The organism is Rossellomorea sp. QJM3NY_18 (assembly GCF_056173145.1).
This window is the reverse complement of the sequence record NZ_CM149659.1, coordinates 3,962,842-3,974,442: the sequence shown is the minus strand read 5'-3', so window position 1 is coordinate 3,974,442 and position 11,601 is coordinate 3,962,842. Positions and strand designations below refer to the sequence as shown.

Below are 11,601 nucleotides of genomic sequence, written 5' to 3'. Positions count from 1 at the left end.
AAAAAAACGGGTGCGTATTAACGTTCGCGCAGTTTCTTCATCGTATTAAGAAGCGGTTTGTGCTGGCCGATCAATCCGACCACTTCTGCAGTCAGTTGAATTAATACGACAAGCACTGCAGAGAAAAGAATAGCTCCCCAAAGGGTAGATCGTGTGAAAAGAATCGCACATAGTCCGAAAAATGCCCCGATTGCATAAATGATCAGTACGGTTTCTTTGTGAGAGAAGCCCATGTCAAGTAAGCGATGGTGTAAATGGGACTTATCAGGTGCTGAAATCTTTTGTTTATTAAGGATACGTCGGATGATGGCAAAGAACGTATCAAAGATCGGTATAGCCAGGATGATAATTGGAACAACTAAACTGAAGATCGTCACACTCTTGAATAATCCAAGCAATGAGATAATCGATATACAATATCCAAGGAACAGTGCTCCAGTGTCACCCATGAAAATCTTAGCTGGGTTAAAGTTGAAGAATAGGAATCCGATGGTCCCACCGATTAAGATAGTCGTAAGGGCAACCACCATGTATTGTCCATTCATGGCTGCAAGAGCCATGATGGAAGTCATAGCGATGACGGATACACCGCCTGCCAGTCCATCTAATCCATCAATCAGGTTGATGGCATTGGTGATACCGACAATCCATAGAATCCCGAACACATAACTGAAATTCCCCAAATATATACGCTCTGCCACAAACGGCAATGTTATAAAGTCAATTTTGAAATCCGCAAACACGACGATGCACGCTGCCAGGATTTGTCCAACAAGTTTTGCTTTTGGTGATAGTGTGAAGCGGTCATCGAGGATCCCGACGATCAGGATGATTCCTCCCCCAAGAATGACGGGCCATAGCGGTAAGATCAAATCATTCAAGTACAACAGACCTGCTGATGCACCGATGACGATCGATAATCCACCTACACGGGGCATTAACCCTTTATGAACCTTTCGATGATCAGGTTTATCGACAAAGCCAAATCGTTTGGCGAATTTGATCACTAATGGAGTTACTGCTACGGAAACAACTAAAGAAATAGCAAAAGCAATTACAAAATCAATTAGAGAGTACATTCGTTCACCTCTTTTTCTTCTATAGGCACTCCAATTGTAAGAATAACACATATCTAATGATGTGCAACACTTTTTTAAAGGGAACAATTACTAAAGTGCGTAGTGGGTTCATTTGTCATAAAATGAAGTGATTTTACTTACTTAGACGTCGTAATTCAGTAAAAAGTTTCAAAAAGTAACAAGTTATTTACTACTACCCCATAATCAGATCATCTTAAACGTCAGTTTGTCCGATTAATTTCACCATTGTAGGCGAAATTAATGGAGAGCACTATCCGTCAAAAGAGTCATTTTTCGATGTTACTCTCTATACAATTAGTATGAGTTAAATCATGGCTTTGTAAGAAAAAAGATTTTTCCAATGCTAAAATGATTTTTACGAGTCGGTTCCCAATGGAGATTCAAGATATTCAACATCCCTCTCCGTTATGACGGCCTGCCCATTTGTCAGCTCCGTCATCCATTCCGTGAACCCGGACGTATTCGCTTCTTCTACATAGACATCAACCTCCACCGACTCCAGATAATGAATGTCCTTCAGTTGATAAGGGGAGGATCTCACTTCATTTTCCACTTTACCGAGCCACGTATAATCAATCGTGGACTTCATGATGCGCATCAATCTTCTTTCGACGATCCCCGTTGCATTCAATCCTTCCGAGGTAGCCCGCCCATACGCACGTATCAGGCCGCCTGCCCCAAGCTTAATTCCGCCGAAGTAGCGTGTCACGACTACGACGGTGTCTTTCAAATCCCGCTTCTTTAACACCTCAAGCATGGGAACACCGGCAGTCCCACTCGGTTCCCCGTCATCGTTCGCCTTCTGGATCATATTCTGTTCGCCGATCATGTAGGCAGAGCAGTTATGATTGGCATCATGATGCTTTTTTTTGATCGATGCGATGAATTCCTGCGCTTCTTCCTCGGTTTCAACCCGATTCACATAGGTGATAAATCTAGAACGTTCAATATTGATTTCATTTTCTCCGTAACCTTTGACGGTATTATACTGATGTAGCAAAATCATTTCTCCTTTCATAAATGCCGCAGCGTACGACAAAGTCCGCGTTTTTATCCTAATTCTACTATATAGAAAAATGGTGAAGAATGCACAATTCCAGGCACCTTTCGAGGTAATAACTGGTTCTACATGAAATAATGGTAATACAATGTAATCAAACTTTAATCTCCGACAATATGTGACATGGTATAATGGACGCTGATAGTAATACTTCAGTTGTTCCAACGCTTCATTAGGGAAGCCGAATGTTCTAGATAATTGCCATAGTTTCTCTATTATTCCTGAAGCGAATAATCCCTTGGTAGAAGTATTACATAGGAATATGCCTAGATGAATAAAGGAGTTTCATGACTTTCCATTGAATTGATAATAGGTACGATCTAGTATAGATGAACAGTAGGTCTATGGGCATGTTGCCCTGAGCTTATAAAACCGATTATTACTATATAAGGATAGTTTCCCTGAAGCTAGGCGGACGACTATTGTGGAACAAAAGAGGGGTGTACCGTGTCACTTAAAAAAATAGACACCAAGATGTTGGATAGCATCCTGAAGAAGATGGTCGATACGGTTGACGAAAGTAAGGATGAGATCTTCCAGATTGGCGAGCAATGTCGAACTGATTATGAAGATTTGATGAGAGAATTACTTGAAGTGAAAGAAATGGTCCTGAAGGTGATTGATGAAGGAGATGACCTCCAACAGAAATCAAAGTTTGCCCGGCTCAGACTTTCTGAAGTCAGCAAGCATTTCCAAACCTATTCAGAAGACCAGGTAAGAGAAGCGTACGAGAAGGCTCATGACCTGCAGATGAAGCTATCCATGAACCGACAGCAGGAAAAGCAGCTTCGGAACCGCAGGGATGAACTGGAAAGACGCTTACAAGCACTCGGGGACACGATTGAAAAGGCAGAGAATCTCTGCTCACAGATATCCGTCGTTCTCAATTATTTGAATAGTGACTTAAGGCAAGTGGGTGAGGCGTTGGAAGATGCGAAGCAGCGGCAGGATTTCGGTCTCAGGATCATTGAGGCCCAGGAGGACGAGCGGAAACGCTTATCCCGCGAAATTCATGACGGCCCTGCTCAAATGATGGCGAATGTGATGATTCGCTCGGATCTAATCGAGCGGGTGTTCAGGGAAAAGACCCCAGATGATGCCATCACGGAAATCCGCGATCTTAAACGGATGGTCCGCTCAGCCCTGTATGAGGTGCGCCGAATCATCTATGATCTCAGACCAATGGCGCTTGATGACCTCGGGCTGATACCGACCCTCAAAAAATACTTGAGTACAATCGAAGAGTATAACCAGGAGACCTCCATACAGTTTGTGAATATGGGGCTCGATATCAGACTTCCTTCCAAATTCGAAGTCGCTCTGTTCCGGTTGGTACAAGAAAGTGTCCAGAACGCCCTTAAGCACGCAGAAGCCACGCATATCCAAGTTAAAGTAGAAGTAAAGAAAGACCAAATAACGGTTGTCATCAAAGACAACGGCAAAGGATTCGATGAAGACAAACAAAAGACAGGATCCTTTGGAATCATGGGGATGAAAGAACGTGTCGACCTTCTCGAAGGAGACATCACGATTGACTCAAAAGTAGGAGCAGGGACGGTCATACTGATCCAGGTTCCCCTTAATACGTAAATTTTTCGAAGGTTTAGGGAGGCGAAAGACATGGCAACAAATATTGTTATCATTGACGATCATCAGCTTTTCAGGGAAGGGGTTAAACGAATCCTCGAATTCGAACCTTCTTTCAACGTAGTAGCAGAAGGTGATGACGGTTCAGAAGCAATGAACCTCGTCGAAGCACACGAACCCGACGTAGTCCTCATGGATATCAACATGCCTGAGACAAACGGCGTGGAAGCGACTCGTAAACTAATGGACAAGTATCCGGATACGAAAGTCATCATCCTGTCCATCCACGACGACGAGAACTATGTGAACCATGCGCTGAAAACGGGTGCACTTGGTTATCTGTTAAAAGAAATGGACTCAGACGCACTGGTTGACGCAGTGAAAATCGTCGCTGAAGGCGGTTCATACGTCCATCCTAAAGTGACGCACAACCTGGTTGCAGAATACAAGCGCCTTGCTAATGCGCAAAACTCAGGCGGGTTCCAGCAATCCGAAGTTCGCCGCCCGCTTCACCTGTTAACGCGCCGCGAATGTGAAGTCCTGCAAATGCTTGCAGACGGAAAAAGCAACCGTGGCATCGGTGAAGGCTTATATATCAGCGAAAAGACTGTTAAAAATCATGTAAGTAATATACTTCAAAAAATGAACGTGAACGACCGTACCCAGGCAGTAGTGACTGCCATCAAGAACGGCTGGGTGGAAGTACGATAAGTATCGGTTGTTAGATAGAGTATTGTTAATTTGTTGTTGAGAGAGCGACCCTTCCTGGTGGAGGGTCGTTTTTGATTGTCTGTTTTGGGTGGGAGAGTGGTTTTCCGAATTGGGTAATCCCACGCGGGGATAAAAAAATCCACTCCCAATCAGGAAGTGGACCCAACTTAATGCTTTCTCCGTGCAAAATCCACAAACCGGAACATGTCCAGCCTGTGCCGCGATTCTGTATACTCAAACAACGTCGCATCTTTTAGATGTACATAGTTTTTCACAACCACTACATGATCGTATTCATTCAGATCCAGGTACTCCCGGTCCTCATCCGTACATTCTTCCACAACGATTTCTTTTTTGGCAAAATCGATGGGTAATTGGAGCTCCCCTTCGAGATATTCATAGATGGAGTTCTCGCATATTTCTTTTGTCAGCAGAGGGACTTGCTCTTTCAGGAAATAGGACTTGTCCAAAATGATCCTCTCGCCGCCGATTTTGCGGGAGCGGACGACTTTCCATATTTCAGCGTCACAGGACGTCTCGAGTTGAGCAGCGATCCCATCATCGGCAGAGATCAAGCCAAAGTCGTGGACGAACGTTTCGATTTGATCGCGTCCCATGGATGTCTGCAGTTCCTTGAAGCTTACAAGACCGGAAATCGGAAAGCTCATACGGGACACGTCGAGCACCAGGGATCCTTTTCCGCGCAGCTTCTGTATCAACCCTTTTTGAGCCAGTAATGTAAGCGCTTTACGTATGGTCTCGCGGGAAGTGGCATAGATCACCGAGAGCTCGTTTTCCGATGGTAGGATCGAATTGGCTGTATACGTGCCATTTTGTATTTTTTCAGAGAGATCCTCGAAGATTTGTTGGTATTTATTGCTTCTCGTCATAATATCACCTGCTATTATTTTACCATAATTATTAGGAAGAAATGAGATTCAACTTGAGTGTTGTGAATATTTTCAATAGAATGGAGATAGTGTAAATTTTAGAAAAGGGTGAAGAGCATTGTCGAAACAGCATTGGAAGAAAATCATGTTGGGAATTGGCATGAGCACGTTATTATTGGGTGCTTGTGGGGCAGACGAAGAGAAGAAGGAAGACAAAGATACGGCAAAGAAAACGGAAGAGGTCAGCCCGAGTGAAGATCCTGCAACAGATGAGGCGGCATCCCTGACCCAAATGACGCAGATCGTGGAGGACGCAAGTGAACTGAAGGAAGCGGAAGGGATCCCGGCAGAAGAAAAATCGGCGATCGACGCTGCCTTTAATCAATATATCAATGCCTTTAACGAAGAAGATTTCGAATCATACATGAGTGTCATCTCGAAGACACCGGTGAACTTTAAGTACGAAGATGAAGAGCGCTATGTGAAGCAGATCTTTGATACCGTTGATTCAAAGCGTAAAGTAGATAATGTGAAGATCATTAACTATGCCGGCAAGAAGGCGGATGTCTATGCTGAGATCGAAGCAACGACGAAGGATCCTAACAGTGATAAGGAAGTGACCCGTTCAGGGAAGCAGGTAACCGTCTTCCATAAGAAAGATGATGGGTGGAAGGTTGCAGCGATTTTCTTCTTGGCCAGTGAGGGAGAAGAGGAAGCGACGGAATAATGAAGAAAGGCTGTGCCCGGGCACAGCCTTTTATCGTTGATTCAATTGGTGATAGAGGTTAAATAGTTCATCGAGTTCCTGACTGAGTTTCACCGTTGCGGGATGTGAGAAGCCGTGATATTGAGCAAGATATTTAAGTTCCAGACGCTTTGTTTCCATTTCATGAAGAAGATGTTGATCTTTTTCCGTGGCGTTCATTGCAGGAACTCCTTTTTGCTTTATTATCCCATAAAAACTTTTAAATGTTAACCTAATTTCAAATATGGTTTACTTTTTGAAAAATTTTGAACGAACTATAAGTAAAAGGATAGCAAAACCATAGTTGACGATTGCAATAACCACAAATGCAGGAAGCTTTTCAGGCATGGAAGTGCCGGTGAAAATAGCTGGGCTGATGATGGCCAGTGGCATCGTTCCGCTGATGAATCCCATGATGGCGAATACAAGCAGCCCGGTCCGGATGATTTTCCTAAGGGATGGATTATCTGAGAACATTAGCAAGCCACTCCTAGTAAGTATTTTCCTGACGATCGGCTTCTTCACGGATTTTTTTATCTTCATCCGTCACGTAGCCGTTATGTAAAACTTCTTCGATCAGGTTCCGGTTAAAGAAGACATTGTAATCAGGTGAAATATTGCCTTCCGGATAAGGGACCCCGATATAATCGTATTGTTTATTCGTGCTTACTTGGATTTGATTGTAGCCATAGATCATAACCGATTTGTCCACTTTAGACAGCTTTACGACGGTTCCAATAGGTAAAAGCTTAGTCGGATCCAGGCTTTCCTCTTTTACTTCCTCTTTCTTATTAGGTTTATCGGCAGCAGTCTGGCTGCAGCCAAGTAAAGTGAATGTGATACATATAAGCATAAATAGAAATTTAATTTTCATCTTGGTTCCTTCCATTCCTCCGATTCTTCTCCATATCCTCTTCTACTTTTTCCCTCATCAGTTCTTCTGCAGGAGAAACGAGTCCCGGATGGATGACGTCTTCGATCAGTCCCCGATTGAAAAAGACGTTGAATTCTTCTGTCAGGTTTCCTTCTGGATAAGGGACCGCTATGTAATCGAAGATGTTCTCTGTCTTTTTTTGAATTTGGTGGCGTCCGTAGATCATGACCGGTTTATCTACCTTCTTTAACTTGACGACCGTTCCGATGGGGAGGAGGGTGGTGTCTTTTTTACTCATGAAAAATCCCTACTTTCCTAAAGAATAATGAGCAGGGGATAACCCTACTCTTGAGAAATCTTTTCCTTTTTAAAGAAAATGGCACGGATGACAAGGGAAGCTGCACACGTTCCGTAAATGACCAAAGCCAAGATCAGGATGGCTGGCAGCTGGGATTGTAAGTCTTCCTGTGGTATTCCCCATGTGACAAGGACAATTAAGCTAATGGTCCCCATGAGGCCCATAAAGATGGGATATATGAGCAGAAGCAATCGAAATAAATTTCTGGATTTTTCTCTGGTGGTTGGCATGTGATCCTCCTTCATCAGGTTATTTCTTATCTTCTTCCAGTCCGCCTTTGATGCCTACGCCGATTCCGTAGGCGGCATAAACCCCGGTTTCCATTCCGACTGATCCACTGACACCTGCGCTCCCTAAGGATACATCGACAGCGATGTATGGATCATAATCGAAACCGAACCACTCTTCAAGGGGTTCGTAGCCGAACCAATTCAGGGGTTCAAGTTTTAATTCCGTTTTGGCGGCGGCCACTCCTATACCTGCACTTGCCGTGTAGTTTTCGACGTTTGCTTTCGCTTCTGCCTGACCAAATGCCAGGTTAAGGGCGGCAGGTGAATTGTCGTGGGCAAAGGTCGTTTTCGATACGTTAGCTTCCGTTTTCAATCCGATATTCTGGCCATAGAGAAGCGCTTCACCAGTCGATTTGAATGAATAAGGAATGTCGGCGTCCATCTCTCCGAATAAAACCTTTTGCTCCAGAAAGGAGGGAATGTCGTCCATATTATTGGTATCAACGACAGAGCCATTTAAATTAAATGAAAGATGACCAGCATCATAGTCATTCGTAAAGTTCAGGCCTGCGTTCCCGACACCGTCAGAACCAAAACCATCTTCTACTTTTTTATCTATGACGTATTCATTTTTCTCGGGAGGATAGCAGACCCCGTAAGAAGTTTGTGCTTTGCCTTCACTAGAAATAGCGAGATCATCTGAATAATAAGATAGGAATGACCCTGAATTCCCTTGACCATTCAGCATCAACAATTGCTTCAAGGAATCGTATTCACTCGAAATGGTCATTCTGGATACCAGCAGACTTTCAAACTGCAATCTGTCAGAGAGCGTACTCATAAAAGGCTGGCGGTGGAAGGATTGATTCAATTCTGTACCGGAGTAACTACCGACTGTGATCTTCCCGCTCTTAAACATTCCCTCTATTTCATAAATATAACGTTTCATCAGCTGAATGTCATGGTCCACAGTATCCAGGGCTTTCGTTTGGTCAGTGTCAAAAGAAGTTAAATCTTCTAGGGTCTCTGTGATTTTCTGTTCGGCTCGTTTCGTATCACTGAGGAACTTCTGGTCCTGTATGGCAGGAACATGAACGATGTCCCGAATCGAGTCCAATGTCTGATTCGTTTCATCTACGAGGCCAAGGGTGGTGCTTTCCGTTTTGTTCAGACCATCCCTCAGCTCCCCATCGAGGAATGGTTGACGGATAAATCCTGAAGTGTCAGATTCCAGTTGGGTGGAGGCCGACTTCAACGCGGTCAGGACTCGTTCATAGTTTAGCAGGGAAAGGCTATAGAACGTCAGAAAAGGGGTGTGAAGATCCTGGTAGAAAGACCGGACGGCTTCACCGCCCTGCCCGCTGAAGGCATCGTGTGAACCGGAGAACTGCTCGACGGCTTGCCTGAGCTCGGACAGCTGTTCTTTCTGGGTTTCAAGCTTGCTTCGCAAATCTTCTATACCGCTATGTAATGATTGATTATCAAGAGTTTTCATTTTCCTCTAATTCCCCCTAACGCGACCGGATGGAAGCGGAAATGGTGTCGTCGACTTCTTTAAAGTCCTGGATGGCGTTGGTCGCCGATACATTATTCGAAGTCAGAAGGTTCTTATACACCCGGGCGACATCCTCCAGCTGTGTATTCAATTCATTTAATCTCGTCACCACGTCCAGGTGATTGGAAAACGCCATGTCCTTTAATAGGGCTGGTTCAAATGATTCCGTGGCAGCCTGGATGTTCTTCAAGGATTCATTGATTTCACCCATGCGGAGGATAATGTTTTGGTTCATGGTCATCCTTCCTTTCGCTGTTCTTGTTCGATTAGGGCACGTTCATTGGCGATACTCGTTTCAAGGGACTGGATCTCTGTCCGGAGTGAGGCGATTTTGTCTTCGATGGTACTGATGGCCGTATCCATTTGGTTATGAGATAGATCTTTATAGGAAAATAACATATCTTCCCGGATTTCCGTGAAAGCTTTGGCTAATGTACCCTGCCAGGTAGTGGGGCTAAGGTCCGGTACCGTCACGGATGATTGATGCTGAAGAAATTCACCTTGAAGGGCATTGAGGCTGGAGAGGGAATTTCTCAAGCGTACAAGCTGCTCTTTTTTCTCATGGAGCTGGGAAATCAAATATGATAAATAGGACAAGACTTTCATCCCCCTTTTTAATAGTAAACACACAAATTAATGGTATCAAATGGAAATAGTGGTTGGGTATGGGTTATTTGTACTGAAATTGATTTTGTTACTTAAATACCATATACCCATATTATGGATTCTTAATCTTCTATACGTAAAAAAAGCATTGCCCATATGGACAATGCCTCATCTTCTTTATTTTGTTAACCGAAACACCACAGACTCATATGGACGAAGAGTGATTTGAGAATACACATTCTCCGCATCATCATAATTCGAAATCAGAACCTCACTCGACCAGCCTGCGACATCAACCTCATCAGGAAGCGTGAACTCCGTCTCGCGACCATAGAAGTTATTCACCGCAAGCAGCTTCTCTCCCTCACCATTCCGCACATAGGCAAAAATCTCAGGATGACCTTCCAAAATCAGCTGGTAGTCACCGTCGACGATGATGTCATATTCCTTACGGAGGCGGTTCAGCTTCTGGTAGTGATAGAAGACTGAGTTTTCGTCATCTAACGCCTGTTCTGCGTTGATATCCTGGTAGTTCTTCGCAACAGGGATCCAAGGGGTGCCGCTCGTGAACCCTGCATTTTCTTCATTATTCCACTGCACCGGTGTACGGGAGTTATCACGGGACTTGTGTCGTAGGATCTCGAGGATCTCTTCTTCCGTTTTTCCTTGTTCCTTCAATATATTGAACGTATTGAGGGATTCCACATCACGATACTCCTCGATGCTTGTGAACTTCGGATTTGTCATTCCGAACTCTTCTCCCTGATAGATATAAGGGGTACCCTGCATCATATGGATCGTCGTCGCAAGCATCTTCGCCGATTCGTTACGGTACTTTCCGTCATCACCGTAACGGGACACGATACGCGGCTGATCATGGTTACACCAGAAGAGGGCGTTCCAACCGCCGCCTTTGTTCATTTCACGCTGCCATGTAGACAGGATGTCCTTTAATTTCAGGAAGTCGAAGTCAGCAACCGACCATTTCTGTCCGTCCGGGTAATCCACTTTCAAGTGATGGAAATTGAACGTCATGCTAAGCTCATTGCGTTCCGGGTTGGAATACTTGATACAGTTGTCGATCGTGGTGGAAGACATTTCCCCGACAGTCATGATGTCATATTGAGAGAAGACTTCCTTGTTCATTTCCTGCATATACTCATGGACCTTGGGCCCGTCAGTGTAAAACTTGCGTCCGTCCCCGGGAGCAACCGAGCCATCATCATCAGGGAAGTCCTGATCTTTGGAGATGAGGTTGATGACGTCCAGGCGGAAGCCGTCGACACCTTTCTTCAGCCAGAAATGCATCATGTCATACAGTTTCTTTCGCACCTCATCGTTCTCCCAGTTCAAGTCGGCCTGAGTGACATCAAAGAGGTGAAGATAGTACTGACCCGTTTCTGCGTCATACTGCCAAGCGTTACCTCCGAACTTCGACTGCCAGTTGGTCGGCTCGGAACCGTCCGGCTTACCATCTTTCCAAATATAGAAGTCACGATACTCATTGTCCTTCGATTTCCGGGACTCGATGAACCACTGATTCTCCGTCGATGTATGATTGATCACGATGTCCATGATGATCTTGATTCCGCGGGAGTGGGCTTCCTCCAGAAGCTCATCGAAATCCTCCATCGTTCCGTATTCTTCGTGAATATTGAAATAGTCGCTGATGTCATAGCCATTATCATTCTGAGGAGACTTATAAATCGGCGTGATCCACACCACATCAATCCCAAGCTCCTTCAAATAATCCAGCTTCGCCGTAATCCCCTTAATATCCCCAACGCCATTCCCCGACGTATCATAAAAACTCTTCGGATAAATCTGATACACAACCGACTTCTTCCACCAAGGCTGCTTCATACCACATGCACCATCCTTCACA

15 protein-coding genes are annotated in these 11,601 nt (G+C 44.6%); 3 read left to right on the top strand and 12 right to left on the bottom strand.

Annotation, left to right across the window (positions count from 1 at the left end; all coding sequences use genetic code 11):
* Positions 1-17 precede the first annotated feature (17 nt).
* Positions 18-1,079 carry a glycosyltransferase family 4 protein gene (locus AC0VXY_RS20505; RefSeq protein WP_475526362.1) on the bottom strand — a complete coding sequence of 354 codons (1,062 nt, stop codon included), beginning with the start codon at positions 1,077-1,079 and terminating at the stop codon, positions 18-20.
* Between the two features lie 376 nt (positions 1,080-1,455).
* Entirely contained in the window at positions 1,456-2,100 is a 645-nt protein-coding gene (locus AC0VXY_RS20500; protein ID WP_475526361.1) for a YigZ family protein, read from the bottom strand.
* Positions 2,101-2,634: 534 nt separating this feature from the next.
* Between AC0VXY_RS20500 and AC0VXY_RS20495 the strand changes: the two genes are divergently transcribed.
* Positions 2,635-3,750, top strand: coding sequence for a sensor histidine kinase (locus AC0VXY_RS20495; protein ID WP_475526360.1), 1,116 nt, complete (start codon positions 2,635-2,637; stop codon positions 3,748-3,750).
* A gap of 30 nt (positions 3,751-3,780) precedes the next feature.
* On the top strand, positions 3,781-4,458 hold the full coding sequence (locus tag AC0VXY_RS20490; RefSeq protein ID WP_159363039.1) for a response regulator: 678 nt from the start codon (positions 3,781-3,783) through the stop codon (positions 4,456-4,458).
* A gap of 167 nt (positions 4,459-4,625) precedes the next feature.
* On the opposite strand, the gene treR is transcribed toward AC0VXY_RS20490, so the two are convergent.
* Positions 4,626-5,348, bottom strand: a complete 723-nt coding sequence (gene treR, locus AC0VXY_RS20485) for a trehalose operon repressor (protein ID WP_475526359.1) — start codon at positions 5,346-5,348, stop codon at positions 4,626-4,628.
* A gap of 118 nt (positions 5,349-5,466) precedes the next feature.
* Here treR and AC0VXY_RS20480 point away from each other — a divergent pair, with 118 nt between their 5' ends.
* On the top strand, positions 5,467-6,075 hold the full coding sequence (locus AC0VXY_RS20480; protein WP_475526358.1) for a Cif family virulence factor: 609 nt from the start codon (positions 5,467-5,469) through the stop codon (positions 6,073-6,075).
* A gap of 30 nt (positions 6,076-6,105) precedes the next feature.
* Here AC0VXY_RS20480 and AC0VXY_RS20475 read toward each other — a convergent pair whose 3' ends face one another.
* From AC0VXY_RS20475 to treC, 9 genes are all read right to left on the bottom strand, one after another.
* Positions 6,106-6,273 (bottom strand): aspartyl-phosphate phosphatase Spo0E family protein, encoded by a 168-nt coding sequence (locus AC0VXY_RS20475; protein ID WP_475526357.1) that lies wholly within the window; start codon positions 6,271-6,273, stop codon positions 6,106-6,108.
* 69 nt (positions 6,274-6,342) lie between these two features.
* Positions 6,343-6,570 carry a hypothetical protein gene (locus AC0VXY_RS20470; RefSeq protein ID WP_435989044.1) on the bottom strand — a complete coding sequence of 76 codons (228 nt, stop codon included), beginning with the start codon at positions 6,568-6,570 and terminating at the stop codon, positions 6,343-6,345.
* Between the two features lie 13 nt (positions 6,571-6,583).
* Positions 6,584-6,967, bottom strand: coding sequence for a DUF4176 domain-containing protein (locus AC0VXY_RS20465; protein ID WP_435989045.1), 384 nt, complete (start codon positions 6,965-6,967; stop codon positions 6,584-6,586).
* On the bottom strand, positions 6,957-7,265 hold the full coding sequence (locus AC0VXY_RS20460; RefSeq protein WP_435989046.1) for a DUF4176 domain-containing protein: 309 nt from the start codon (positions 7,263-7,265) through the stop codon (positions 6,957-6,959). Before AC0VXY_RS20460 ends, AC0VXY_RS20465 begins: the two co-directional genes overlap by 11 nt.
* A gap of 44 nt (positions 7,266-7,309) precedes the next feature.
* Positions 7,310-7,555 carry a hypothetical protein gene (locus AC0VXY_RS20455; RefSeq protein WP_435989047.1) on the bottom strand — a complete coding sequence of 82 codons (246 nt, stop codon included), beginning with the start codon at positions 7,553-7,555 and terminating at the stop codon, positions 7,310-7,312.
* Positions 7,556-7,574: 19 nt separating this feature from the next.
* Positions 7,575-9,050: a ribonuclease YeeF family protein gene (locus AC0VXY_RS20450; protein ID WP_475526356.1), complete on the bottom strand. Its 1,476-nt coding sequence runs from the start codon at positions 9,048-9,050 to the stop codon at positions 7,575-7,577.
* Positions 9,051-9,066: 16 nt separating this feature from the next.
* Positions 9,067-9,345 carry a DUF5344 family protein gene (locus tag AC0VXY_RS20445; protein WP_435989049.1) on the bottom strand — a complete coding sequence of 93 codons (279 nt, stop codon included), beginning with the start codon at positions 9,343-9,345 and terminating at the stop codon, positions 9,067-9,069.
* Positions 9,346-9,347: 2 nt separating this feature from the next.
* Positions 9,348-9,707 carry a YwqH-like family protein gene (locus AC0VXY_RS20440; protein WP_475526355.1) on the bottom strand — a complete coding sequence of 120 codons (360 nt, stop codon included), beginning with the start codon at positions 9,705-9,707 and terminating at the stop codon, positions 9,348-9,350.
* Positions 9,708-9,893: 186 nt separating this feature from the next.
* Positions 9,894-11,579 carry an alpha,alpha-phosphotrehalase gene (treC, locus tag AC0VXY_RS20435; RefSeq protein ID WP_475526354.1) on the bottom strand — a complete coding sequence of 562 codons (1,686 nt, stop codon included), beginning with the start codon at positions 11,577-11,579 and terminating at the stop codon, positions 9,894-9,896.
* Positions 11,580-11,601 lie beyond the last annotated feature (22 nt).

What these genes read in the sequence shown, in the direction of transcription:
- AC0VXY_RS20490 (WP_159363039.1), top strand. Translation starts at nt 3,781, where the DNA reads ATGGCAACAAATATTGTTATCATTGACGATCATCAGCTTTTCAGGGAA.
- AC0VXY_RS20450 (WP_475526356.1), bottom strand. Translation starts at nt 9,050, where the DNA reads ATGAAAACTCTTGATAATCAATCATTACATAGCGGTATAGAAGATTTG.
- AC0VXY_RS20470 (WP_435989044.1), bottom strand. Translation starts at nt 6,570, where the DNA reads ATGTTCTCAGATAATCCATCCCTTAGGAAAATCATCCGGACCGGGCTG.
- AC0VXY_RS20505 (WP_475526362.1), bottom strand. Translation starts at nt 1,079, where the DNA reads ATGTACTCTCTAATTGATTTTGTAATTGCTTTTGCTATTTCTTTAGTT.
- AC0VXY_RS20495 (WP_475526360.1), top strand. Translation starts at nt 2,635, where the DNA reads ATGTTGGATAGCATCCTGAAGAAGATGGTCGATACGGTTGACGAAAGT.
- treR (WP_475526359.1), bottom strand. Translation starts at nt 5,348, where the DNA reads ATGACGAGAAGCAATAAATACCAACAAATCTTCGAGGATCTCTCTGAA.
- AC0VXY_RS20460 (WP_435989046.1), bottom strand. Translation starts at nt 7,265, where the DNA reads ATGAGTAAAAAAGACACCACCCTCCTCCCCATCGGAACGGTCGTCAAG.
- AC0VXY_RS20455 (WP_435989047.1), bottom strand. Translation starts at nt 7,555, where the DNA reads ATGCCAACCACCAGAGAAAAATCCAGAAATTTATTTCGATTGCTTCTG.
- treC (WP_475526354.1), bottom strand. Translation starts at nt 11,579, where the DNA reads ATGAAGCAGCCTTGGTGGAAGAAGTCGGTTGTGTATCAGATTTATCCG.
- AC0VXY_RS20445 (WP_435989049.1), bottom strand. Translation starts at nt 9,345, where the DNA reads ATGAACCAAAACATTATCCTCCGCATGGGTGAAATCAATGAATCCTTG.
- AC0VXY_RS20475 (WP_475526357.1), bottom strand. Translation starts at nt 6,273, where the DNA reads ATGAACGCCACGGAAAAAGATCAACATCTTCTTCATGAAATGGAAACA.
- AC0VXY_RS20465 (WP_435989045.1), bottom strand. Translation starts at nt 6,967, where the DNA reads ATGAAAATTAAATTTCTATTTATGCTTATATGTATCACATTCACTTTA.